We start from the raw sequence: 23,152 nt of genomic DNA on the forward strand, positions 1-23,152 counted from the left end.
TTGAGTTGTGGGTCCTGCTGGGAGCTCAGCCCTGGCGCTGCTTGTGGCGCGGGTTGCTCTTGCAGATCACCATGACGCGGCCCTTCCGGCGGATCACTCGGCAGTGCTCGCAGATGGGCTTGACGCTGGGGTTGACCTTCATGGTTGTTTCCTCGTGCTCGCTGGCTTCGTGCCCGGCGGGTTCGCCGAGCCGTTCCTTTCCAGCTCGCGGATCACTTGTAGCGGTAGACGATCCGGCCGCGGGTCAGGTCGTACGGGCTCAGCTCCACGATCACGCGGTCCTCGGGGAGGATGCGGATGTAGTGCTGGCGCATCTTCCCGGAGATGTGCGCGAGGACCTTGTGTCCGTTGGTCAGCTCAACGCGGAACATCGCGTTGGGCAGAGCTTCGAGCACCGAGCCCTCGATCTCGATGACGCCGTCTTTCTTGGCCATAGCCTCACTGTCGCTTGGTTGGATGAACCGGTGTGATCCCCGAGCCGGTCTGCGGGTCGGGCGCCACGCCGCTGGGCATGGCACACCAAAGATCAACCTTATGTGATAGACCCGCGATTGCCAAGTGCAGCACGGCAGGCCCGCACGCGCGGACCCCACGAGTGGGGCTTCCGCTGGCTCCCTGAGCGTTCCACAGTGGTTTGACGGGCCGCTCCGGGGTCCCGGCGACGGTCCCGACCGTAGCCTGGCCGACGACCCGGTCGCGCGGCCGCTGCCGACGCCGGACCACCGAACGGAGACCACGTGCCGAACGCGCCCCGCCGCCCCATCGCCAGCCACGGGCGCCTGCCGCGCCGTCGCGGGTGGGCGACCGCCGCCACCGTCGTCGCCTCGGCCCTGGCGGTGGTGCTCGTGAGCGGGACGAGCGTGGCGGCGATCGCGGGAGCACAGCTCGCAACCGCGCCGCACACCGTGCAGCTGAGCAAGGACGACCAGAACACGGCGAAGGTCGCGGACATCACCGCGATCAAGGGCGGCGCGAACATCCTGCTCATCGGCAGCGACACCCGGATCGGGCAGTTCGACTCGGACGAGGACGTCGAGGGCGCCCGGAACGACGTCACGATCCTGGTCCACATCTCGCAGGACCACCAGCAGCTCACGGCCGTCAGCTTCCCCCGCGACCTGAAGGTGCCGATCCCGGCGTGCACGAACCCGCAGACCGGCACGACGTACCCCGCCGCGAGCAGCGAGCTCATCAACGAGTCCCTCGGCCACGGCGGCGTCTCGTGCGTGGTCGACACGGTGGAGAACCTGACCGGCCTGACCATCCCGTACGCCGGCCTCATCACGTTCGACGGCGTCATCGAGATGTCGAACGCGCTCGGCGGCGTCGACGTCTGCGTCGCGAAGCCGATCGACGACACCTACACCGGGCTGCAGCTCTCCGCCGGCCAGCACACGCTCGCCGGCCAGGACGCGCTCGCGTTCCTCCGCAGCCGGCACGGTGTCGGCGACGGCAGTGACCTCGCCCGGATCAGTTCGCAGCAGGTCTTCCTGTCCGCGCTCCTGCGCAAGGTGACCTCGGACGGCACGCTCTCGAACCCGATCCTGCTCTACAAGCTCGCCGGGGCGGCCCTGTCGAACATGACCCTGTCCGACGGCCTCGCGCAGACCCGCACCCTCGTCGGGCTCGCCTCGACCCTCCGCGGCATGAGCACGTCGAACATGCTGTTCGTGCAGTACCCCGTGGTCGACGACCCGTCGGACTCCGCGCACGTGCTCGTGTCCGAGGAACCCGCGCACGCGCTCAACGTCGCGCTGCAGCAGGACCAGAAGACCTCGCTGACCGACTCGACCACGGGCCGCGCGTCCGCCGAGGCCCCCGACGCGGGCGGGACCCCGGCAGCGGGCTCGACACCCACACCGACCGAGGCCCCGGCGACGGGAGCACCGGCCACCGGATCGTCCTCCGCACCGGCCACGGGCGGGACCGCCGCGACGTCGACGCCGAGCGCGACCCCGCTGCCCTCGAGCATCACCGGGCAGAGCGCCTCCGAGCAGACCTGCTCCGTGGGCAACTGACCGCACCGGTCGGGGGGCGTCCTCCGGCCGAGCGGGCGGCGGACGGACGGGCGCGAGTCTCGCGCTGACGGACGAGACTCGCCTCCCGGAGCGCGAGTCGTGTCCGTCGGGCCGAGACTCGCCCGAGGGACACCGCACGCCGCGAGCCGCGGACGCCGGCGGACCGCAGCGGGCGCGCGCCGGGTGGGACGTGCCTCCAGGCCGTCGCCGGACCAGAGTCGGGGGCGAGCCGCGCTACGGGACGGGGACCGGTGTCACGCCGAGCGGCTCGAGACCGGCCGCACCGCCGTCCGAGGCAGTCGTGACCCAGATGCCGTCGGCGTGCACCGCGACGGTGTGCTCCCAGTGCGCCGCGTCCGAGCCGTCGAGCGTGCGGATCGTCCAGTCGTCGTCGTCCGTCGAACTGTCGATCGTGCCGGCGGTGACCATCGGCTCGATCGCGACCACGAGACCGGGCCGGACCGCCGGACCAGCGCCGCGGACCCGGTAGTTGAAGACGGGTGGGTCCTCGTGCATCGACCGGCCGATGCCGTGCCCGGTGAAGTCCTCGATGATGCCCCAGGCACCGGTCTCGTCGATGGCGTCCTCGACGACCGCGCCCACCTCGTTGAGGTTCCGAGCGTGCGCGAGGGCCGCTATCCCGTGCCAGAGCGCACGCTCCGTCGTGTCGCAGAGCGTCTGCCGAGCGGCCGTGCGCGCCGCGTCGCCCCCGGGCACCACGAGCGTGAACGCGCTGTCGCCGTTCCACCCGTCGACCTCGGCGCCGGCGTCCACCGACACGATGTCGCCGGGCTGGACGACGCGCTCCCCCGGGATGCCGTGGACGACCTCGTCGTTGACCGAGACGCAGAGCGTGTGCCGGTACCCCGGCACGAGCTGGAAGTTCGGGACGCCGCCGCCGTCCCGGATGGTGCGCTCGGCGATCGCGTCGAGCTCACCGGTCGTGACGCCGGGACGGATCGCCGCACGGACGGCTGTCAGGGCCGCCTCGGTCAGCAGACCGGGGCGCACCATCGCCCGGAGCTCGTCCGGGGTCTTGTAGATCGACGGCTTGCGACGACGCACGAGGGTGGTCAGACGCCCGCGGGTCAGACGCCGGCGCCGAGGCCGCGCGAGACGAGCGCGGACTGGATGCGGTCGCCGACCTCGTCGATGCCGCCGAGACCGTCCACCTCGACCACGAGACCGCGGTCGGCGTAGGTCGCCACGATCGGGGCGGTCTCGTTCGTGTAGACCTCCTGCCGACGGCGGATGGTCTCCTCGTTGTCGTCGCTGCGACCCTGGTCCTCGGCGCGCTTGAGCAGCCGGCCCACGAGCTCGTCCTGGTCCGCGACGAGCTGCACGACCGCGTCGATCCCGGTGCCCTGCTCGGCGAGCAGCGCGTCGAGGTACGCGACCTGGCCGACCGTGCGGGGGTACCCGTCGAGCAGGAAGCCCTGCTCGGCGTCGGACTCGGACAGCCGGGACTTCACGAGTTCGTTGGTCAGCTCGTCCGGGACGTAGTTGCCCGCGTCCATGATCGCCTTCGCCTGCACACCGAGCGGCGTGCCCTCGGAGACGTTCTTACGGAAGATGTCACCCGTCGAGATCGCGGGGATGCCGAACGACTCGGCGATGCGACCGGCCTGGGTGCCCTTCCCGGCTCCGGGAGGTCCGACGATGATGAGGCGTGCGCTCAACGGAGAAGCCCTTCGTAGTGACGTTGCTGCAGCTGCGAGTCGATCTGCTTCACGGTCTCGAGACCGACACCCACGATGATGAGGATGCTCGCGCCGCCGAACGGGAAGTTCTGGTTCGCGCCGAACAGCGCCAGTGCTGCCAGCGGGATGAGCGCGATGAGACCGAGGTAGAGCGAGCCGGGCAACGTCACCCGGGTCAGGACGAAGTCGAGGTACTCGGCCGTCGGACGGCCGGCCCGGATGCCCGGGATGAAGCCGCCGTACTTCTTCATGTTGTCGGCGACCTCTTCGGGGTTGAAGGTGATCGCGACGTAGAAGTACGTGAAGCCGACGATGAGCAGGAAGTACAGGACCATGTAGAACCAGTTGTCACCCGAGGTCAGGTTGTTCTGGATCCAGGTCACCCAGGCCGCCGGCTCGGAGCCGTCGGACGGCTGGTTGAACTGCGCGACCAGGGCCGGCAGGTACAGCAGCGACGAGGCGAAGATGACGGGCACGACGCCAGCCATGTTCACCTTGATCGGGATGTAGGTGTTGTTGCCGCCGTAGGTGCGTCGACCGACCATGCGCTTGGCGTACTGGACGGGGATGCGTCGCTGCGACTGCTCGACGAACACGACGGCCATCATGATGACCAGTCCGACGAGGATGACGAACAGGAACAGCTCGAACGACTGCGACTGCTCGATCGCCCAGAGCGCGGACGGGAACTGCGCCGCGATCGACGTGAAGATGAGGAGCGACATGCCGTTGCCGATGCCGCGCTCGGTGACGAGCTCGCCCATCCACATGATGAGGCCGGTGCCGGCGGTCAGCGTGACGACCATCAGCATGATCGCGTACCAGCTGTCGTTCGAGATGATCGACGAGCAGGAGGCCGAGGCGTTCGTGCCGAACAGGGCACCCGAGCGGGCGACCGTGATGAGCGTCGTGGACTGCAGCACGCCGAGCGCGATGGTGAGGTAGCGCGTGTACTGCGTCAGCTTCGCCTGGCCGGACTGGCCCTCCTTGTAGAGGGCGTCGAAGTGCGGGATCACGACGCGCAGCAGCTGCACGATGATCGACGACGTGATGTACGGCATGATTCCGAGCGCGAAGACCGAGAGCTTCAGCAGCGCGCCACCGGAGAACAGGTTGATCAGGTCGTAGAGCCCGCCGGAGGACGAGGCGCTCGCGAGGCAGCTCTGCACCGAGGCGTAGTCGACGAACGGTGCGGGGATGTACGACCCCAGGCGGAACAGCGCGATGATCGCGAGGGTGAAGCCGATCTTCTTGCGAAGATCTGGGGTGCGCATGATGCGCGCGACCGCTCTGAACACGAGGACTCCGAACTTCTGGGACCGCACGGCCCGAGCGGGCTCGTCACGGTTCGGTCGGCAGCGCCGACCCGGCCGTCGGACGACGGCCACTGTCAAGGAAACCGTAACGGCGGCCCGTGCGCAAACGCACGGGCCGCCGACGGGGGTTACTGGGAGACGGTGCCGCCAGCAGCCACGATCTTCTCGGCGGCGGACGCCGAGACCTTGTCGACCGAGACCGTGAGCTTCACGCTGATGTCACCCTGACCGAGAACCTTGACCTTCTCGTTCTTGCGGACGGCGCCCTTGGCGACCAGGTCCGCGACGGTGACGTCGCCACCGTTGGGGTAGAGCTCCGCGATCTTGTCCAGGTTCACGACCTGGTACTCGACGCGGAACGGGTTCTTGAACCCGCGGAGCTTCGGGGTGCGCATGTGCAGCGGCATCTGCCCACCCTCGAAGCCGACCTTGACCTGGTAGCGGGCCTTCTGACCCTTGGTGCCACGGCCGGCGGTCTTGCCCTTCGAGCCCTCACCGCGACCCACACGGGTGCGGTCCTTCTTGGCGCCCGCAGCGGGGCGGAGGTGGTGCAGCTTCAGCACCTGCACGCGCTCGTTCTTCTCGTCGCTCATGCGTCGACCTCCTCGACCTTCACGAGGTGCGCGACCGTCGCGATGTACCCGCGGTTCTGGGCGTTGTCCTCACGCAGGACCGTACGGCCGATGCGCTTGAGGCCCAGGCTGCGCAGGGTGTCGCGCTGGTACTGCTTCTCGCTGATAACGGACTTCGTCTGCGTGATCTTCAGCATCGCCATCACGCACCTGCCTTCTCGGTCGCGGCACGCAGGGCCGCGGCCTCGGCGTGGAGCAGACGAGCCGGGACGACCCGGTCGACGTCGAGGCCACGACGGCTCGCGACGGCGCGGGGCTCCTCGAGCTGCTGCAGCGCCTCGACGGTCGCGTGCACGATGTTGATGGTGTTCGACGAACCGAGCGACTTGCTCAGGACGTCGTGGATGCCGGCGCACTCGAGCACGGCGCGGACCGGACCACCGGCGATGACACCGGTACCGGCAGCGGCCGGACGCAGCAGGACGACACCGGCAGCGGCCTCACCCTGCACCGGGTGCGGGATGGTGTTGCCGACGCGGGGGACGCGGAAGAAGTTCTTCTTCGCCTCCTCGACGCCCTTCGAGATCGCGGTCGGGACTTCCTTCGCCTTGCCGTAGCCGACACCGACGAGGCCGTTGCCGTCACCGACGACGACGAGCGCCGTGAAGCTGAAGCGACGACCACCCTTGACGACCTTCGAGACGCGGTTGATGGTCACCACGCGCTCGAGGAACTGGCTGTCGCCACCGCGGTTGTTGCGGTCACGACCCTGCTGACGGTCACGCCCGCCGCCACGACGGCCGCGCTGGTCGGCGTTGTCGCGGTTGTTGGACGCAGAGCCCGCGGCGGTCTCGACCGGACGCTCGGCGACCGCAGCAGCGTCGGCTGCCGGGGCCTTGGTCTCGGCCGCTTCGTTGTTGTTCGCGATGTCGCTCACAGGTTCAGCCCTCCTTCACGGGCACCATCGGCGATCGCGGCGACGCGACCGGCGTACTTGCTACCACCGCGGTCGTAGACCACGGCCTCGACGCCGGCGGCCTTCGCGCGCTCGGCGAGGAGCTCGCCGACGCGACGGGCCTTGGCCGTCTTGTCGCCGTCGAACGAACGGAGGTCGGCCTCCATCGTCGAGGCGCTGGCCAGCGTGTGGCCCTGCGCGTCGTCGATGACCTGGACGAACACGTGACGCGACGACCGGAAGACAGCGAGACGCGGACGCGACTCGGTGCCGGTGATCTTCTTGCGGAGACGGTTGTGACGGCGCGCCTTGGCGGCCGACTTGCTCTTTCCTCGGATACCGAGAGCCATGATCACTTACCTGACTTTCCGGCCTTGCGGCGCACGATCTCGCCGGCGTAGCGGACACCCTTGCCCTTGTAGGGCTCGGGCTTGCGCAGCTTGCGGATGTTGGCAGCCACCTCGCCGACGGCCTGCTTGTCGATGCCCGACACGGTGAGCTTGTTGTTGCCCTCGACGGCGAAGCTGATGCCCGCCGGCGGCTCGACCGTGATGGGGTGGGAGTACCCGAGCGCGAACTCGACGTTGCTGCCCTTGGCCTGCACGCGGTAACCGGTGCCGACGACCTCGAGGCCCTTGGAGTAGCCCTGGGTCACGCCGAGGATGTTGTTCGCGATGAGCGTGCGGGTCAGGCCGTGCAGGGCACGGGACTCACGCTCGTCGTCCGGGCGGGTGACGAGGACCTGGTTCTCCTCGACCTTGGCCTGGATGGGCTCGGCAACGGTGAGCGCGAGCTCACCCTTGGGGCCCTTGACCGCCACGGTCTGGCCGTCGATGGAGACGGTGACGCCGGCGGGGATGTCGATGGGGAGACGTCCGATTCGAGACATTGTCGATCACCACACGTAGGCGAGGACTTCCCCACCCACGCCCTTCTGCTCGGCTTCACGGTCGGTGAGCAGTCCCGAGGAGGTCGAGAGGATCGCCACGCCGAGGCCACCGAGGACCTGGGGGATCTCCGTCGACTTCGCGTAGACCCGGAGACCGGGCTTCGAGACGCGCTTGATGCCGGCGATCGAACGCTCGCGCTCGGGGCCGTACTTGAGGTCGATCGTGAGGGTCTGGCCCACGCGGGCGTCCTCGATCTTCCACTCGCTGATGTAACCCTCGCGCTTGAGGATCTCGGCGATGTTCTTCTTCAGCTTGGAGCTGGGAAGCGAGACGGCGTCGTGGTGCGCCGAGTTCGCGTTCCGCAATCTGGTCAGCATGTCTGCGACCGGATCGGTCATCGTCATGATGGTCGTCCATTCTTCGCCTGGTTTCGACACCCGTTCCACGAATGCCGACCTGAGCGATCGGGGTGATCCCGGAGCGGTTCCCCGGGATCGGTGTGTTCAAGGGTGCGGGCCGGAGGACGTGAATCCTCCGGCCCGCACCGCCCGAAGTATCTTAGACCGTCTGCTCGGCAGAACGGAACGGGAACCCGAGCTGGCGGAGCAGCGCGCGGCCCTCGTCGTCCGTCTTCGCGGTGGTCACGACGGTGATGTCGAAGCCACGCACGCGGTCGATGCGGTCCTGGTCGATCTCGTGGAACATCGACTGCTCCGTGAGACCGAACGTGTAGTTGCCGTTGCCGTCGAACTGCTTGTCGCTGAGTCCGCGGAAGTCGCGGATGCGGGGCAGGGCGAGGGTGACGAGGCGGTCGATGAACTCCCACGCGCGGTCACCGCGGAGGGTGACGTGCGCGCCGATGGCCTGGCCCTCACGCAGCTTGAACTGCGCGATGGACTTGCGGGCCTTGGTCACGACCGGCTTCTGACCCGTGATCGCCGTGAGGTCCTTGACGGCCCCCTCGATGATCTTCGAGTCGCGAGCCGCCTCGCCGACGCCCGTGTTCACGACGACCTTGACCAGGCCGGGGACCTGGTTGACGTTCGCGTACCCGAACTGCTCGGTGAGGGCAGCCTTGATCTCGTTCTTGTACTTCTGCTTGAGGCGCGGCTCGACCTTGGTCTCCGGCGCGGCAGTCGTGTCGGTCATCAGAGCTTCTCACCCGACTTCTTGGCGTAGCGGACGCGGACGGTCTTGGTGACGCCGTCCTTCTCCACCTGTTCGGTACGGAAACCGACGCGGGTCGGCTTCTTGGTCTTCGGGTCGACGATCGCGACGTTCGAGACGTGGATCGGAGCCTCGTGCTGCTCGATGCCACCGGTCTTCGAACCGCGCTGCGTCTGGCCGACGCGGACGTGCTTCGTGACGAAGTTCACGCCCTCGACGACGACCCGGTTCTTGTCCTTGAGGACCTCGATGACCTTGCCCTGCTTGCCACGGTCGCCGCCACGCTCCTGCTTGGCGCCCGTGATGACCTGGACGAGGTCACCCTTCTTGATGTTCGCCATGGCTTACAGCACCTCCGGCGCGAGCGAGATGATCTTCATGAACTTCTTGTCACGGAGCTCACGACCGACCGGACCGAAGATGCGCGTACCGCGCGGGTCGCCGTCGGCCTTGAGGATCACTGCCGCGTTCTCGTCGAACTTGATGTAGGAGCCGTCCTGGCGACGGGTCTCCTTCTTGGTGCGAACGATGACCGCCTTGACGACGTCACCCTTCTTCACGTTGCCGCCGGGGATGGCGTCCTTCACCGTGGCGACGATGACGTCACCGAGACCGGCGTAGCGACGACCCGAGCCACCGAGCACGCGGATGGTCAAGATCTCCTTGGCACCCGTGTTGTCGGCGACCTTCAGGCGGGATTCCTGCTGAATCACTGCTGTCTCCTATTCCGAAGCAGGCCGGGGCCTACTTGGCCTTCTCGAGGATCTCGACCAGGCGCCAGCGCTTGGAGGCGCTGAGGGGACGGGTCTCGCTGATCACGACGAGGTCGCCGACACCCGCGGTGCCGAGCTCGTCGTGGGCCTTCACCTTGGACGTGCGGCGGATGATCTTGCCGTAGAGCGCGTGCTTCACGCGGTCCTCGACCTCGACCACGATGGTCTTGTCCATCTTGTCGCTCGTCACGTAGCCGCGACGCGTCTTGCGGTAGCCGCGGGTCGAGGCGGCGGAGTTCTTCTCTTCGTTCGCCATCAGTTCTCCTCGGCGGTAGCGGCCTCGGTCGACTCGGCGGCCTTGTCAGCCTTCTTCGTCGTCTTCTTGGCCTTGGTGGCGGTCTCGACGGGCGCGGGGGTGGCACGGATGCCGAGCTCGCGCTCGCGGAGGACGGTGTAGATGCGTGCGATGTCGCGCTTGACGGCACGGAGACGACCGTGGCTCTCCAGCTGGCCGGTGGCCGACTGGAAGCGGAGGTTGAAGAGTTCCTCCTTGGCCTTCTTGAGCTCGTCAGCGAGACGCTCGTTCTCGAACGTGTCGAGCTCCGTCGGACGGAGCTCCTTGGAACCGATCGCCATTACGCGTCGCCCTCCTCGCGCTTGATGATGCGTGCCTTGAGGGGCAGCTTGTGGATTGCACGGGTCAGCGCCTCGCGGGCGATGTCCTCGTTGACGCCGGAGAGCTCGAAGAGCACACGACCCGGCTTGACGTTGGCGACCCACCACTCGGGCGAGCCCTTACCGGAACCCATGCGGGTCTCAGCCGGCTTCTTGGTCAGCGGACGGTCCGGGTAGATGTTGATCCACACCTTGCCGCCACGCTTGATGTGACGCGTCATGGCGATACGAGCGGACTCGATCTGCCGGTTCGTCACGTAGGCCGGGGTGAGGGCCTGGATACCGAAGTCGCCGAAGCTGACCTTGGTACCGCCGGTGGCCTGACCCGAGCGCTTCGGGTGGTGCTGCTTGCGGTGCTTGACTCGACGGGGAATAAGCATGGTTACGCCTCAACTCCTGCGCCGGCCGGCGCGTCCTGCGGGGCCTGCTGCTGACGGCCGCCACGGTCGCCGCCACGGCGGTCGCCGCGCTCGCCACGGGGGCCGCCACGACGCTCCGGGCGCGACGAACGCTGGTTCGCCTGCTCGCGAGCGAGCTCCTTGTTCGTGATGTCGCCCTTGTAGATCCAGACCTTCACGCCGATGCGGCCGAAGGTGGTCCGAGCCTCGTAGAAGCCGTAGTCGATGTTCGCGCGGAGCGTGTGCAGGGGCACGCGGCCCTCGCGGTAGAACTCCGAGCGGGACATCTCGGCGCCGCCGAGGCGGCCCGACACCTGGATCCGGACACCCTTGGCGCCGGCGCGCTGTGCACCCTGCAGGCCCTTGCGCATGGCGCGACGGAACGCGACACGAGCGGAGAGCTGCTCGGCGATGCCCTGCGCGACGAGCTGGGCCTCGGTCTCGGGGTTCTTGACCTCGAGGATGTTGAGCTGGATCTGCTTCTTGGTGAGCTTCTCCAGCTCGCTGCGGACGCGCTCCGCCTCGGCGCCGCGGCGGCCGATGACGATGCCCGGACGCGCCGTGTGGATGTCCACGCGGACGCGGTCACGGGTGCGCTCGAGCTCGATGCGGGCGACACCGGCGCGGTCGAGGGTCTTCTTCAGGTACTCGCGCACCTTGATGTCCTCGGCCACGTAGTCGGCGTAGCGCTGACCGGCCTTCGTGCTGTCGGTGAACCAGTGCGAGACGTGGTCCGTCGTGATCCCGAGACGGAAACCGTACGGGTTGACCTTCTGGCCCATTAGTTGCTCGCCTTCTTGCTCGTGGCGGCAGCCTCGACCTCATCCGGCGTCGCGAGGACGACCGTGATGTGGGAGGTGCGCTTGTTGATCCGGAAGGCGCGGCCCTGGGCGCGCGGCTGGAACCGCTTCAGGGTCGTTCCCTCGTCGACGAAGACGCGGCTCACGTAGAGGTCGCGCTCGTCCAGGAAGCTGTTCGTCGAGTCCGCCTTCACCCGGGCGTTCGCGATCGCCGAGGCGACCAGCTTGTACACGGGCTCCGAAGCGGCCTGCGGGGCGAACTTCAGGATGGCGAGCGCCTCGTGGGCCTGCTTGCCGCGGATCAGCTCGATGACGCGACGGGCCTTCTGAGGCGTGACGCGGATGTGTCGCACGCGTGCGATCGACTCCACCATTTCGTTCCTCCTCTGCGTCCCCGCGTTAGCGGCGACGGCCCTTCTTGTCGTCCTTCACGTGACCACGGAAGGTGCGGGTCGGCGCGAACTCGCCGAGCTTGTGACCGACCATCGACTCGGTGACGAACACCGGGATGTGCTTGCGGCCGTCGTGCACGGCGATCGTGTGTCCGAGCATGTTCGGGACGATCATCGAGCGACGCGACCACGTACGGATCACGTTCTTGGTGTTGGCCTCGTTCTGCGTGACGACCTTGCGGAGCAGGTGCTCGTCGACGAAGGGGCCCTTCTTCAGACTGCGTGGCATCTTCTGAACTCCTACTTGCGCTTCTTGCCGGCGTTACGGCGACGGACGATGAGCTTGTCGCTCGGCTTGTTCGGCTTGCGCGTGCGACCCTCGGCCTGGCCCCAGGGGCTGACGGGGTGACGACCACCGGACGTCTTGCCCTCACCACCACCGTGCGGGTGGTCGACCGGGTTCATCGCGACACCACGCACGGTCGGGCGGACGCCCTTCCAACGCATGCGGCCGGCCTTGCCCCAGTTGATGTTGGACTGCTCGGCGTTGCCGACCTCGCCGATGGTGGCGCGGCAGCGGGCGTCGACGTTGCGGACCTCGCCCGACGGCAGACGGAGCTGCGCGTAGGGGCCGTCCTTGGCGACGAGACGCACCGAGGCACCGGCGGACCGGGCCATCTTCGCGCCGCCACCGGGACGGAGCTCGATCGCGTGGATCACGGTACCGACCGGGATGTTGCGCAGCGGCAGGTTGTTGCCGGGCTTGATGTCCGCGCCGGGACCCTGCTCGACGACGTCGCCCTGCTTGAGCTTGTTCGGCGCGATGATGTAGCGCTTCGTGCCGTCCACGTAGTGCAGGAGCGCGATGCGCGCCGTGCGGTTCGGGTCGTACTCGATGTGCGCGACCTTGGCGTCGACGCCGTCCTTGTCGTGACGACGGAAGTCGATCACGCGGTACTGGCGCTTGTGGCCACCACCGATGTGACGGGTCGTGATGCGGCCGGAGCTGTTGCGGCCACCGGTCTTCGGCAGCGGACGAAGCAGCGACTTCTCCGGCGTCGAACGGGTGATCTCAGCGAAGTCGGCGACCGACGAGCCGCGACGACCAGGGGTCGTCGGCTTGTAGTTACGAATAGCCATGATTTATCCCTCTGGTCCTCAGCCGACAGCCGTGAAGATGTCGATCGAACCGGACTTGAGCGTCACGATGGCACGCTTGGTGTCCTTGCGCTTGCCCAGGCCGAACTTCGTGCGACGGGTCTTGCCCGGACGGTTCAGCGTGTTGATGCTCGCGACCTTGACGTCGAAGATCTTCTCGATGGCGAGCTTGATCTCGGTCTTGTTCGAACGGGGGTCCACGATGAACGTGTACTTGCCCTGGTCGATCAGGCCGTAGCTCTTCTCCGAGACGACCGGCGAGATGATGATGTCGCGCGGGTCCTTGTTGAAGCCGCTCATGCGGAGATCTCCTTCGCGGTCTTCGACGCGATGAATGCGTCGAGGGCGCTCTTGCTGAAGACGAGGGCGTCGGCCTTGAGTACGTCGTAGGCGTTGAGCTGGCCGTACGAGAGCGCGTGGACGTTCGGCAGGTTGCGGACGGACTTGAGCGTGAGCTCGTCGTCCGACTCGAGCACGACGAGCACGTTCTTGACGGGCGCGACCTTCTCGATGAGCGTGCGGGCGGTCTTGGTCGACGGCGTCTCAGCCGCGACGAAGCCCTCCACAGCGGAGATGCGGCCACCGCGGGCGCGGTCCGAGAGCGAGCCGAGCAGAGCAGCGGCGATCATCTTCTTCGGGGTGCGCTGCGAGTAGTCGCGCGGGGTCGGTCCGTGGACGACGCCACCGCCGGTGTGCTCCGGTGCGCGGACCGAACCCTGACGGGAGCGGCCGGTGCCCTTCTGCTTGAACGGCTTGCGACCAGCACCGCGGACCTCGCCGCGGTTCTTGGTCTTGTGGGTGCCCTGACGCGCGGCTGCGAGCTGCGCGGTGACGACCTGGTGGATCAGCGGGACGTTCGTCTCGACGTCGAAGAGCTCGGCGGGCAGCTCGATGCTGCCGGCGACGGCTCCGGTCGCGTCGAGGACGTCGATCGTGGTTGCGGTCTCGGTGGCCATGATCACTTACCCTTCACGGCGGTACGGACGAAGACGGAGCGGCCACGAGCACCGGGGACGGCGCCCTTGACGAGCAGCAGACCCTTCTCGGCGTCGACGGCGTGCACCGTGAGGTTGAGGACGGTCACGCGCTCGCCACCCATGCGACCAGCCATGCGCATGCCCTTGAAGACACGCGACGGGGTCGACGAGGCACCGATCGAACCGGGCTTGCGGTGGTTGCGGTGCGCACCGTGCGAAGCGGACACACCGGCGAAGCCGTGGCGCTTCATGACACCGGCGAAGCCCTTGCCCTTCGACGTCCCGACGACGTCGACCTTCTGGCCGGCCTCGAAGGTGTCGACGGTGAGCTCCTGGCCGAGCGAGTACTCGGCGGAGTCGTTGGTGCGGATCTCGGTGAGGGTGCGACGCGGGGTCACACCAGCAGCCTCGAAGTGGCCGGCAGCCGGCTTGTTGACCTTGCGCGGGTCGATCGCACCGGCGGCGATCTGGATCGCCTCGTAGCCGTCGCGCTCGACGTTGCGGATCTGGGTGACCACGTTCGGGCCGACCTCGATCACGGTGACGGGGATGAACTTGTTGTTCTCGTCCCACACCTGGGTCATCCCGAGCTTCTTGCCGAGGAGGCCCTTGACGGTCTTGGTTGCGTTCGCCATCAGTCCAGCCCCCTTACAGCTTGATCTCGATGTTGACGTCCGCCGGGAGGTCGAGTCGCATGAGCGAGTCGACGGCCTTCGGCGTCGGGTCGACGATGTCGATGACCCGCTTGTGCGTGCGCTTCTCGAAGTGCTCGCGCGAGTCCTTGTACTTGTGGGGCGAACGGATCACGGTGACCACGTTCTTCTCGGTGGGGAGCGGCACCGGGCCGACCACGGTCGCACCGGCACGGGTCACCGTGTCGACGATCTTCCGGGCCGACGTGTCGATGACCTCGTGGTCGTACGACTTGAGCCGGATGCGGATCTTCTGTCCCGCCATGTGTCTCTTGTCCTCTCTGCGCCGCGCACCCTCGGGCCGCCTGACGCCGCCGTGCCGTGCATTCCTGCAGGGCTTGGCTGTTTTCCTGAACCAACCGGCCGCATCCGCTGGGGATGACCGCTGTTCTCCTGTCAACCGCGCAGGGCGACCGGGGCCGTCCAGCGTGGGCATGTCGCTTCCCCGGCGCCGTGGCACAGCAGTGCCGCACACCGTGGTGGGGATTCGATCGTGTTCTGCTGCCTGCGGCCCAACCCAGCTCCGCTGGACGGAGGGGTTGTGCACTGCCAGAGCAGTGATCCTGCGCGCGCGAACGCCCGCGGAATTCGGAACCGGACAAGTCTCGCACAGGCACGCCAAGCGTGCAACCCGGGCGTGTCGCGAATTCGTGGCGTGTCGCGGCCGGCTCACGGGCCCGGATCCGCGGGCTTCGGACCGGCCTGGAGGATCGGATCACCCCCGTCACGCAGCGCACCCTCCCGACGTGGTCGGGAGGGTGCGCTGGCGATGCTCCGGACGCCTAGTCGGCGTCCACCACGGGCGGCACGAACCACGGCGGGAACACCGCGACGCGGGGCGCGCGGCCCCCCTGCTCGGCCAGGAGCGTCTTGACCTGCTGGCGGACGCGGTCGTTCGGGACGCCGATCACGGCGACCGAGGACAGCGGCACGCGCGGCCCGGCGAGCAGTTCGAGGCCGTGCATCTCCGGGTCGGTGAAGTCCGTGCGGCGGATGAGGTTCGTCGCGGCCGCGGGGCCGACGGCGAACCGGACGTCCTCGGCGTCGGCGTCCTGGTCGGCGACGATCACCGAGGCGCCGAAGGCGGAGACGGGCACGACGAGGACGACGTACTCGACCGCACGTGTGCGTCGGGCGGCGTCGGACCACCGCTCCCCCTCGGCGCCGCGGCGGAGCTCGTCCCACCGCGTGGCGTCGGGCGAGAGCGAGAACGTCACGTGCCCGGACACCGGACCGCCGTCCGGCGCGGACGCGTCCGCACGTGCGGCGCGGGTGGCCGGGGAGCTGACGTCGAGCGCGGGTGTCGCCGCGTCGGCCGCGAGGATCGCGCCCTCGGCGACGATCGACGCGAGGTTGTCGACGTGGGTGGCGTGGTGCGCCCGGAGCGACGCGAAGTCACGGGGTTCCGGCAGCTCGGGCGCAGCGGGCGACCGCAGCGACGAGGAGCCGCGCGCGGGCGCGGGGGTGGATCGGAGGTCGGTGGTGATGCGGGTCCGGCGGGGCGCCGGCGTGGTGGGGACCGCCGGCGTCTCGCGCTGGCGGGGGGAGCAGATGTCGCAGAGCTCGGTGGGGAAACCGTGGATGCACTCGTCGGTCACGACTGGGGAGGGTCCTTCCGTGCCCGTGTGGGGGTGGTCGGGCACGGTGTCCAACCGTACGTCATGATCCGGCGCACGCGGTCACCGCCCGTCGTCGTCAGGGCGGGACGGCGTCACTGGCGGTAGAGCAGGGCGCGCACCTCGGACTCCGCTGCGTGCAGCCGCGCCGGGTCGATCGTCTCGCCGTGCTCGTACGCATCGAGCAGCCGCGGGTCGATGTAGCTCTGCCGGCACACGGTCGGGGTGTTGCCGAGCTCTTCGCTGGCGGCCTTCACCGCGTGCGACACCGCCTTCTTCCGCTTCGCCTGGCTGGGCTGCGTGCCGGTCTTCGCCAGGTCGACCGCTGCCGCCACGGTCCCGTGCAGGGTCCGGAAGTCCTTCGCGGTGAACGCGTCGCCGGCGCGCTCCTTGACGTACTCGTTGATGTCCTCGGCGGCGAGCGGCTCCCACTCGGCGCCGCGACGCTCCCGGAAGGCCAGCAGCCGGGCGTTCGCCCCGCGGCGCTTCATCCCGGCGATCACCCGCGCCAGGTCGGCGTCGTGGATCGTCGAGGACCACTCCTGCCCGCTCTTGCCCGGGAAGTCGAGCTCGATGTCGTTCCCCGAGACGTGGGCGTGCGCGCACAGGAGCGTCGAGAGCCCACGGCTCCCGTGCTCGGTCGCGTAGCGCTCCGAGCCCACCCGGAGCGATCCCTGGTCGAGCATCCGGAACGCCGCGGCCAGTGCGCGTCGACGGTCGGGCTCCGGTCGGCGGAGGTCCTGCGTCACCATCCGACGCGCGCCGGGCAGTGACTCCGCCAGCGCGAGGGCCCGGTCGTACTTGATCCGGTCCATCCGCTCCCGCCACGACGGGTGGTACATGTACTGCCGGCGGCCGGCTCCGTCGATGCCCGTCGCGAGGACGTGCCCGTTCTCGTACGGCGAGATCCAGACGTCGTCCCACGCCGGCGGGATCACGAGGTCCTCGAGCCGCTGGCGCACCTCGGGGTCGGTGACGGTGTTGCCGTCCGGGTCGCGGTACGAGAAGCCGCGGCCGCTGCGGACACGGTGGTAGCCGCGGCCGTTGGTCGCGGATCGGCGGAGACGGGTCACCGCACCGATGCAACACGTGCACACCTGGGACGGACCACGGACAGCGACCGCCCTACCAGCAGATGCCCTCGGAACGACGAAGCGGGGCCGGACCCGAAGGCCCGACCCCGCTTGCGCAGTACTCCGTTGGACGGAGTTACTTGATGATCTCCTCGACCGTACCGGCGCCGACCGTACGACCACCCTCACGGATGGCGAAGCGGAGGCCGGCCTCCATGGCGATCGGCTGGATCAGCTCGACGGTCATGGAGACGGTGTCGCCGGGCATGACCATCTCGGTGCCCTCGGGCAGCGTGATGACGCCGGTGACGTCCGTGGTGCGGAAGTAGAACTGCGGACGGTAGTTCGCGTAGAACGGGTTGTGACGGCCGCCCTCGTCCTTGGTCAGGATGTAGGCGTTCGCCTTGAAGTCCGTGTGCGGCGTGACCGAACCCGGCTTGACGACGACCTGGCCGCGCTCCACGTCCTCGCGCTTGAGGCCACGGATGAGCAGACCGGTGTTGTCACCGGCCTCGGCCTTGTCGAGCAGCTTGCGGAACATCTCGATGCCCGTGACCGTGGTCTTCTGCGTCGGGCGGATGCCGACGATCTCGACCTCGGAGTTGAGGTCGAGCGTGCCACGCTCGACACGACCGGTGACGACGGTGCCACGACCGGTGATCGTGAAGACGTCCTCGATCGGCATGAGGAACGGCTGGTCGGTGGCGCGCACCGGGTCCGGGACGTTCTCGTCGACGGCGGCCATCAGGTCCTGGACGGACTTGACCCACTTCTCGTCGCCCTCGAGCGCCTTGAGCGCCGAGACCTGCACGACGGGGGCGTCCTCGTCGAACTCCTGCGAGCCGAGGAGCTCACGGACCTCGAGCTCGACGAGCTCCAGGATCTCCTCGTCGTCCACCATGTCGGACTTGTTCAGCGCGACGACGATGTAGGGGACGCCGACCTGGCGGGCGAGCAGCACGTGCTCACGCGTCTGGGGCATCGGGCCGTCGGTGGCGGCGACCACGAGGATCGCGCCGTCCATCTGCGCCGCACCCGTGATCATGTTCTTCACGTAGTCAGCGTGACCCGGAGCGTCGACGTGAGCGTAGTGACGCTTCTCCGTCTGGTACTCGACGTGGGAGATGTTGATCGTGATGCCGCGGTCGCGCTCCTCGGGAGCGCTGTCGATCTGTGCGAAGTCACGGGCCTCGTTGAGGTCCGGGTACTGGTCGTGCAGAACCTTGGTGATCGCCGCCGTGAGCGTGGTCTTGCCGTGGTCGACGTGACCGATGGTTCCGATGTTGACGTGCGGCTTGGTCCGCTCGAACTTGGCCTTGGCCACTGTGGGTCCTCCTCAGGACTCGGAGAGCAAGCCCCCGGTCGCGAGACCGTTGGCGTGCAGGGTGTGTGTCATTACTGTACTTGGTGGCGAGGGGCCCGTCGCCGGGCACCCTCGCCTGTGGAGAGAACGCCGGAGCGTTACTCTCCGCTGTTCTTCGCGATGATCTCCTCGGCGACCTTGGCCGGGACCTGGCTGTAGGTCTCGAAGGTCATCGAGTAGACCGCACGACCAGAGGTCTTGGACCGCAGGTCCCCGACGTAGCCGAACATCTCGGACAGCGGAACGCTCGCGCGGACCACCTTGACGCCCGAGGCGTCCTCCATCGAGGCGATCTGGCCACGACGGGAGTTGAGGTCACCGATGACGTCGCCCATGTACTCCTCCGGAGTACGCACCTCGACGGCCATGATCGGCTCGAGGATGGCGGGGCCGGCCTTGCGGGCGGCCTCCTTGTAGGCGATGGAACCGGCGATCTTGAACGCCATCTCGGACGAGTCGACGTCGTGCGCCGCGCCGTCCTTGAGGATGGCCTTCACGCCGACGGTCGGGTACCCGGCCAGGATGCCGACCTGCATGGCGTCCTGGATACCGGCGTCGACCGAGGGGATGTACTCACGCGGGACGCGACCACCGGTGACGGCGTTCTCGAACTCGTAGACCTTCTCGGCCGTGACTTCCATCGGCTCGAGGGCGATCTGCACCTTCGCGAACTGGCCGGAACCACCGGTCTGCTTCTTGTGCGTGTAGTCGTAGCGCTCGACGACCTTGGTCAGGGTCTCGCGGTACGCGACCTGCGGCTTGCCGACGCTGGCCTCGACCTTGAACTCGCGCTTCATGCGGTCGACGAGGATGTCGAGGTGGAGCTCGCCCATGCCCTTGATCGTCGTCTGACCGGTCTCGGCGTTGAGCTCGACGCGGAACGTCGGGTCCTCTTCGGCGAGCTTCTGGATGGCCGTGGAGAGCTTCTCCTGGTCGGCCTTCGTGTTCGGCTCGATGGCGACCTCGATGACCGGCTCCGGGAACGTCATCGACTCGAGGACGACCTGGTTGGTCGGGTCGCACAGGGTGTCACCGGTGGTGGTGTCCTTGAGGCCGATGACCGCGTAGATGTGCCCGGCGGTGACGTTGTCGACCGGGTTCTCCTTGTTGGAGTGCATCTGGAAGATCTTGCCGATGCGCTCCTTCTTGCCCTTGGTCGAGTTGACGACCTGGGCACCGGACTCGATCGAGCCGGAGTACACGCGGACGTAGGTCAGACGACCGAAGAACGGGTGCACCGCGACCTTGAACGCCAGCGCCGAGAACGGCTCGGTGGCGTCGGGCTTGCGGATGATCTCCTTCTCTTCGTCCTTGACGTCGTGGCCGATCATCGGCGGCACGTCGAGCGGGGACGGGAGGTAGTCGATGACCGCGTCGAGCATCGGCTGGACACCGCGGTTCTTGAACGCCGAACCACAGAGGACCGGGTAGACCTCGGAGGCGATCGTGAGCTTGCGGATCGCGCCCTTGATCTCGGCCTTGGTGAGCTCCTCGCCACCGAAGAACTTCTCGAGCAGGGCGTCGTCGGTCTCGGCGACGCGCTCGATCAGCTTCGCGCGGTACTCCTCGGCACGGGCCTGGAGGTCCGCGGGGATCTCCTGGACCTCGTACTGGGCGCCCATGGTGACGTCACCCTTGGCATCGCCGGGCCAGACCTTGGCGTGCATCTCGATGAGGTCGACGACGCCGACGAAGTCGTTCTCGGCACCGATCGGGAGCTGGAGCACGAGGGGCTCAGCGCCGAGGCGGTTGATGATCGTGTCGACGGTGAAGTAGAAGTCCGCGCCGAGCTTGTCCATCTTGTTGACGAAGCAGATGCGGGGGACGTCGTACTTGTCCGCCTGACGCCACACGGTCTCGGACTGGGGCTCGACGCCCTCCTTGCCGTCGAAGACGGCGACGGCACCGTCGAGGACGCGGAGCGAACGCTCCACCTCGACCGTGAAGTCCACGTGACCGGGGGTGTCGATGATGTTGATCTGGTTGTTGTCCCAGAAGCAGGTCGTCGCGGCCGACGTGATCGTGATGCCGCGCTCCTGCTCCTGCGCCATCCAGTCCATCGTCGCGGCGCCGTCGTGGACCTCACCGATCTTGTGCGTGATGCCCGTGTAGAACAGGATGCGCTCGGTCGTCGTGGTCTTGCCGGCATCGATGTGCGCCATGATGCCGATGTTGCGGACCTTGTTCAGGTCGGTGAGCACGTCCTGTGCCACAGGTTCCTCCGGAAGAGTTGTAGGAGAGGTTGGCGTCCGGGAAGGGCGCCGGGGTTCTTGACCGCCGACGCCCTCCCGGTGCCGGGACTACCGGCCGGACTTACCAGCGGTAGTGGGCGAAGGCCTTGTTCGACTCGGCCATCTTGTGCGTGTCCTCACGGCGCTTGACCGCGGCACCGAGACCGTTCGACGCGTCGAGGATCTCGTTCATGAGACGCTCGGTCATCGTCTTCTCGCGACGGGCCTTGGCGTACGAGGTGAGCCAGCGGAGCGCGAGGGTGTTCGCGCGGTGCGGCTTGACCTCGACCGGCACCTGGTAGGTCGAGCCACCGACGCGGCGGCTGCGGACCTCGAGGGTCGGACGGACGTTGTCGAGCGCCTTCTTCAGCGTCGCGACGGCATCCTGCTGGTTCTTGGCGGTGACGCCCTCGAGTGCATCGTAGACGATGCGCTCGGCGAGGCCCTTCTTGCCGTCCAGGAGGATCTTGTTGACGAGCTGCGACACGATCGGCGCGCCGTACACCGGGTCGGCGACGACGGGACGCTTCGGGGCGGGACCCTTGCGAGGCATCTAACTCAACCCTTCTTCGCGCCGTAGCGGCTGCGGGCCTGCTTACGGTTCTTGACGGCCTGGGTGTCCAGGGCACCACGGATGATCTTGTAGCGCACGCCGGGGAGGTCCTTCACACGACCGCCGCGGACGAGCACCATCGAGTGCTCCTGCAGGTTGTGGCCCTCACCGGGGATGTAGGCCGTGACCTCGGTGCCGTTCGAGAGCTTGACACGAGCGACCTTGCGCAGGGCCGAGTTCGGCTTCTTGGGGGTGGTGGTGTAGACGCGGGTGCAGACACCACGCTGCTGGGGGTTCGCCTTCAGTGCCGGCGCCTTGGTCTTGACGACCTTCGGCGTGCGGCCCTTGCGAACGAGCTGCTGGATGGTAGGCAACTGTTCTCCTGGTTCTTCGCTCGTGCTCTGGCCAGCGCGTTCCGCTGGCTTCCTCATCCCACGCCGATCGCCGCCTGACGGCGGAGGGGGCGGGGATGGATGTCCGAGCCGACGATGCCGACCCGGGATTTCGGGCGCGCCCGAGGGCGCACACCCAGGAGAGCCTACCCGCGCGGTCGGGCGAAATCAATCCGGGCGCGTCGTGGCGCGCACCACCTGCGCGCCGGAGCGGGTACGGTCGGTCGGTTGCCCGCCCGACGGCGGAGGCGAGCCGATCCGCGGGGGTGGGTCGTGCCTCCAGGCCGGGGACCCGACCACCCGCCGGACGGGTGCCGGGTCAGGAGCCGGAGTCCGACGAGCCGTTGCCGACGGCCGAGACGAACGTCGCCCCCTGGTCGGTGAAGCCCGTGATGTAGCCGCTCGCGTTGACGTTCATCGGACCCGCCGAGGCCGTGCCGGTGCCGGCGGAGTTCGAGATGTCCGCCGTGAACTTCGCGCGCCCGTTGGTGGTGGTCGAGACCAGCCAGCCGCGGGAGACCCAGTCGCTGACCGCGACGACCGGACGGGACTCGAGCGTCCACTTCTGGTTCGTGTACGTGTAGGCCGGGTCCTCGCCGTAGGCGTAGAAGCTGCAGCCGGGCGGCGCCGTCTCGGTCGAGGCGATGCAGCCGTCGACCCACTTGTCGACCGCGTCCTTCGCGGCCTGCTGGCCGGCGTCGGTGAGGGTCGTCTGCAGCGTGACCGGCACCGATCCCCCGGCACCGCCGAAGCCCGACACGGTCGTGCGCTGGGCGTCCGCGGTGAACCACTTGCCGCCGTCGACGGCGATCGAGTACTCCCCCGGCAGGGCCTTGAGCGTCGCGATGCCGTCCTTCGACGTCGCGACCTTCTGGTCGGCGACGCGGACCGCGGTGCCGCTGGGGCCGCTCACCGCCACCTGCACCTGTCCGAGGCGGGGCGCCTCGAGGTCCCAGACCGGGAAGACGCCCCAGTCGGTGCCCGTCTTGTCGAGCGTGAACGTCGCGGCGACGTCGCGGCCGCCCTGCTTCAGGTAGGCGCGGACGCGGGCGGTGTCGCCGGCCGTGTCGGTCGCGGCGATCCGGTAGCCGGTCACCCGCCCGGAGGCCTTGGCGTACGCAGCGTCCGTGAGGAGCACGTCGTCCTTGCCGTGCTCGATGCCCGCGGCCGACAGGGCGTCGTCCACACGACCGGCGGTCAGGTCGTCGAGGAAGGCACGGACCGGACGGTCGGGCGAGTGCGAGGAGGTGCCGACGGAGTAGCCGACGATCCCGGCGACGGCCAGCAGCACGATCGCCGCCCCGCCGGCGATGATGCTGATGAGCGGACCGCGGCCGAGGCGCCGTCTGGGCGGCACCGGTCGGGGTGCGACCGGCTGCTCGGCCGTGCCCCGGATGGTGTCGACGTGCGGTGTCGCGGCCCAGTCGGCCACCTGTCGCTGCTCATTCATGCGTCCCCCGTCGTGCCTGGTGCGTGCGTGCTCCGGGATCCTACCGCCGGG

Annotated in this window: 33 protein-coding genes; 1 reads left to right on the top strand and 32 read right to left on the bottom strand. The window is 68.2% G+C overall.

Features of this window, described 5'->3' with window-relative positions; genetic code table 11:
- Window positions 1-25: 25 nt before the first annotated feature.
- Together rpmJ and infA are read right to left on the bottom strand one after the other, a co-directional pair.
- Complete coding sequence (rpmJ, locus tag LQK89_RS15530) at window positions 26-142, bottom strand: 50S ribosomal protein L36 (RefSeq protein ID WP_022903266.1); 117 nt, start codon at window positions 140-142, stop codon at window positions 26-28.
- Between the two features lie 70 nt (window positions 143-212).
- The gene (gene infA / locus LQK89_RS15535; protein ID WP_017885509.1) at window positions 213-434 is read right to left on the bottom strand and encodes a translation initiation factor IF-1; all 222 of its coding nucleotides are present in this window, start codon (window positions 432-434) and stop codon (window positions 213-215) included.
- 303 nt (window positions 435-737) lie between these two features.
- Here infA and LQK89_RS15540 point away from each other — a divergent pair, with 303 nt between their 5' ends.
- Window positions 738-2,018 carry an LCP family protein gene (locus LQK89_RS15540; protein WP_058742346.1) on the top strand — a complete coding sequence of 427 codons (1,281 nt, stop codon included), beginning with the start codon at window positions 738-740 and terminating at the stop codon, window positions 2,016-2,018.
- A gap of 234 nt (window positions 2,019-2,252) precedes the next feature.
- Here the strand turns inward: LQK89_RS15540 and map are convergent, their stop codons facing one another.
- The 30 genes from map to LQK89_RS15690 all read right to left on the bottom strand — a co-directional run bounded on the left by map (window position 2,253) and on the right by LQK89_RS15690 (window position 23,101).
- On the bottom strand, window positions 2,253-3,083 hold the full coding sequence (gene map, locus LQK89_RS15545; protein ID WP_269145905.1) for a type I methionyl aminopeptidase: 831 nt from the start codon (window positions 3,081-3,083) through the stop codon (window positions 2,253-2,255).
- Between the two features lie 23 nt (window positions 3,084-3,106).
- The gene (locus tag LQK89_RS15550) at window positions 3,107-3,697 is read right to left on the bottom strand and encodes an adenylate kinase (protein ID WP_058742345.1); all 591 of its coding nucleotides are present in this window, start codon (window positions 3,695-3,697) and stop codon (window positions 3,107-3,109) included.
- On the bottom strand, window positions 3,694-5,016 hold the full coding sequence (secY, locus tag LQK89_RS15555) for a preprotein translocase subunit SecY (protein WP_058742353.1): 1,323 nt from the start codon (window positions 5,014-5,016) through the stop codon (window positions 3,694-3,696). The genes LQK89_RS15550 and secY overlap by 4 nt, the downstream gene beginning before the upstream one ends.
- A 146-nt stretch (window positions 5,017-5,162) precedes the next feature.
- Window positions 5,163-5,627 carry a 50S ribosomal protein L15 gene (gene rplO / locus LQK89_RS15560; RefSeq protein WP_058728270.1) on the bottom strand — a complete coding sequence of 155 codons (465 nt, stop codon included), beginning with the start codon at window positions 5,625-5,627 and terminating at the stop codon, window positions 5,163-5,165.
- Complete coding sequence (rpmD, locus tag LQK89_RS15565; protein ID WP_031273241.1) at window positions 5,624-5,809, bottom strand: 50S ribosomal protein L30; 186 nt, start codon at window positions 5,807-5,809, stop codon at window positions 5,624-5,626. Before rpmD ends, rplO begins: the two co-directional genes overlap by 4 nt.
- Window positions 5,809-6,534, bottom strand: a complete 726-nt coding sequence (gene rpsE, locus LQK89_RS15570; protein ID WP_058742352.1) for a 30S ribosomal protein S5 — start codon at window positions 6,532-6,534, stop codon at window positions 5,809-5,811. Before rpsE ends, rpmD begins: the two co-directional genes overlap by 1 nt.
- A 5-nt stretch (window positions 6,535-6,539) precedes the next feature.
- The gene (gene rplR, locus LQK89_RS15575) at window positions 6,540-6,911 is read right to left on the bottom strand and encodes a 50S ribosomal protein L18 (protein WP_231049637.1); all 372 of its coding nucleotides are present in this window, start codon (window positions 6,909-6,911) and stop codon (window positions 6,540-6,542) included.
- Between the two features lie 2 nt (window positions 6,912-6,913).
- A complete protein-coding gene (gene rplF / locus LQK89_RS15580) occupies window positions 6,914-7,450 on the bottom strand; it encodes a 50S ribosomal protein L6 (protein WP_058742344.1) in 537 nt (178 codons plus the stop codon).
- Window positions 7,451-7,456: 6 nt separating this feature from the next.
- Window positions 7,457-7,855, bottom strand: coding sequence for a 30S ribosomal protein S8 (rpsH, locus tag LQK89_RS15585; RefSeq protein WP_058725384.1), 399 nt, complete (start codon window positions 7,853-7,855; stop codon window positions 7,457-7,459).
- Between the two features lie 154 nt (window positions 7,856-8,009).
- Window positions 8,010-8,600, bottom strand: a complete 591-nt coding sequence (gene rplE, locus LQK89_RS15590) for a 50S ribosomal protein L5 (protein WP_058742343.1) — start codon at window positions 8,598-8,600, stop codon at window positions 8,010-8,012.
- A complete protein-coding gene (gene rplX, locus LQK89_RS15595) occupies window positions 8,600-8,959 on the bottom strand; it encodes a 50S ribosomal protein L24 (RefSeq protein WP_058742342.1) in 360 nt (119 codons plus the stop codon). Before rplX ends, rplE begins: the two co-directional genes overlap by 1 nt.
- 3 nt (window positions 8,960-8,962) lie before the next feature.
- A complete protein-coding gene (rplN, locus tag LQK89_RS15600; RefSeq protein ID WP_017885523.1) occupies window positions 8,963-9,331 on the bottom strand; it encodes a 50S ribosomal protein L14 in 369 nt (122 codons plus the stop codon).
- Between the two features lie 31 nt (window positions 9,332-9,362).
- Window positions 9,363-9,647, bottom strand: a complete 285-nt coding sequence (gene rpsQ / locus LQK89_RS15605) for a 30S ribosomal protein S17 (RefSeq protein WP_058728266.1) — start codon at window positions 9,645-9,647, stop codon at window positions 9,363-9,365.
- Window positions 9,647-9,967: a 50S ribosomal protein L29 gene (rpmC, locus tag LQK89_RS15610; protein WP_058742341.1), complete on the bottom strand. Its 321-nt coding sequence runs from the start codon at window positions 9,965-9,967 to the stop codon at window positions 9,647-9,649. The genes rpsQ and rpmC overlap by 1 nt, the downstream gene beginning before the upstream one ends.
- Window positions 9,967-10,386, bottom strand: a complete 420-nt coding sequence (gene rplP, locus LQK89_RS15615) for a 50S ribosomal protein L16 (RefSeq protein WP_022903279.1) — start codon at window positions 10,384-10,386, stop codon at window positions 9,967-9,969. The genes rpmC and rplP overlap by 1 nt, the downstream gene beginning before the upstream one ends.
- A gap of 2 nt (window positions 10,387-10,388) precedes the next feature.
- Window positions 10,389-11,186: a 30S ribosomal protein S3 gene (gene rpsC / locus LQK89_RS15620; protein WP_058742340.1), complete on the bottom strand. Its 798-nt coding sequence runs from the start codon at window positions 11,184-11,186 to the stop codon at window positions 10,389-10,391.
- The gene (rplV, locus tag LQK89_RS15625) at window positions 11,186-11,578 is read right to left on the bottom strand and encodes a 50S ribosomal protein L22 (RefSeq protein WP_058742339.1); all 393 of its coding nucleotides are present in this window, start codon (window positions 11,576-11,578) and stop codon (window positions 11,186-11,188) included. Before rplV ends, rpsC begins: the two co-directional genes overlap by 1 nt.
- 25 nt (window positions 11,579-11,603) lie before the next feature.
- Window positions 11,604-11,885 (bottom strand): 30S ribosomal protein S19, encoded by a 282-nt coding sequence (gene rpsS / locus LQK89_RS15630; RefSeq protein WP_017885529.1) that lies wholly within the window; start codon window positions 11,883-11,885, stop codon window positions 11,604-11,606.
- 11 nt (window positions 11,886-11,896) lie between these two features.
- A complete protein-coding gene (rplB, locus tag LQK89_RS15635) occupies window positions 11,897-12,736 on the bottom strand; it encodes a 50S ribosomal protein L2 (protein ID WP_022903282.1) in 840 nt (279 codons plus the stop codon).
- 18 nt (window positions 12,737-12,754) lie between these two features.
- Complete coding sequence (gene rplW, locus LQK89_RS15640) at window positions 12,755-13,054, bottom strand: 50S ribosomal protein L23 (RefSeq protein WP_058742338.1); 300 nt, start codon at window positions 13,052-13,054, stop codon at window positions 12,755-12,757.
- Window positions 13,051-13,710: a 50S ribosomal protein L4 gene (gene rplD / locus LQK89_RS15645; RefSeq protein WP_058742337.1), complete on the bottom strand. Its 660-nt coding sequence runs from the start codon at window positions 13,708-13,710 to the stop codon at window positions 13,051-13,053. The genes rplW and rplD overlap by 4 nt, the downstream gene beginning before the upstream one ends.
- 2 nt (window positions 13,711-13,712) lie before the next feature.
- Window positions 13,713-14,366 (bottom strand): 50S ribosomal protein L3, encoded by a 654-nt coding sequence (gene rplC / locus LQK89_RS15650; protein ID WP_231049638.1) that lies wholly within the window; start codon window positions 14,364-14,366, stop codon window positions 13,713-13,715.
- Window positions 14,367-14,379: 13 nt separating this feature from the next.
- Entirely contained in the window at window positions 14,380-14,688 is a 309-nt protein-coding gene (rpsJ, locus tag LQK89_RS15655) for a 30S ribosomal protein S10 (protein WP_022903286.1), read from the bottom strand.
- Between the two features lie 517 nt (window positions 14,689-15,205).
- The gene (locus tag LQK89_RS15660) at window positions 15,206-16,021 is read right to left on the bottom strand and encodes a DarT ssDNA thymidine ADP-ribosyltransferase family protein (RefSeq protein ID WP_231049639.1); all 816 of its coding nucleotides are present in this window, start codon (window positions 16,019-16,021) and stop codon (window positions 15,206-15,208) included.
- Window positions 16,022-16,134: 113 nt separating this feature from the next.
- Window positions 16,135-17,112 carry a DNA topoisomerase IB gene (locus LQK89_RS15665; RefSeq protein ID WP_058742335.1) on the bottom strand — a complete coding sequence of 326 codons (978 nt, stop codon included), beginning with the start codon at window positions 17,110-17,112 and terminating at the stop codon, window positions 16,135-16,137.
- A 136-nt stretch (window positions 17,113-17,248) separates the two neighbouring features.
- The gene (gene tuf / locus LQK89_RS15670) at window positions 17,249-18,436 is read right to left on the bottom strand and encodes an elongation factor Tu (RefSeq protein WP_058742334.1); all 1,188 of its coding nucleotides are present in this window, start codon (window positions 18,434-18,436) and stop codon (window positions 17,249-17,251) included.
- Window positions 18,437-18,573: 137 nt separating this feature from the next.
- Complete coding sequence (fusA, locus tag LQK89_RS15675) at window positions 18,574-20,688, bottom strand: elongation factor G (protein ID WP_058742333.1); 2,115 nt, start codon at window positions 20,686-20,688, stop codon at window positions 18,574-18,576.
- A gap of 100 nt (window positions 20,689-20,788) precedes the next feature.
- Window positions 20,789-21,259 carry a 30S ribosomal protein S7 gene (rpsG, locus tag LQK89_RS15680; RefSeq protein ID WP_058742332.1) on the bottom strand — a complete coding sequence of 157 codons (471 nt, stop codon included), beginning with the start codon at window positions 21,257-21,259 and terminating at the stop codon, window positions 20,789-20,791.
- A gap of 5 nt (window positions 21,260-21,264) precedes the next feature.
- Window positions 21,265-21,633, bottom strand: a complete 369-nt coding sequence (rpsL, locus tag LQK89_RS15685) for a 30S ribosomal protein S12 (protein WP_058728453.1) — start codon at window positions 21,631-21,633, stop codon at window positions 21,265-21,267.
- A gap of 337 nt (window positions 21,634-21,970) precedes the next feature.
- The gene (locus tag LQK89_RS15690) at window positions 21,971-23,101 is read right to left on the bottom strand and encodes a hypothetical protein (RefSeq protein ID WP_231049640.1); all 1,131 of its coding nucleotides are present in this window, start codon (window positions 23,099-23,101) and stop codon (window positions 21,971-21,973) included.
- Window positions 23,102-23,152 lie beyond the last annotated feature (51 nt).

It is taken from the genome of Curtobacterium sp. C1 (assembly GCF_021049325.1).
Classification (GTDB): Bacteria; Actinomycetota; Actinomycetes; order Actinomycetales; family Microbacteriaceae; genus Curtobacterium; species Curtobacterium citreum.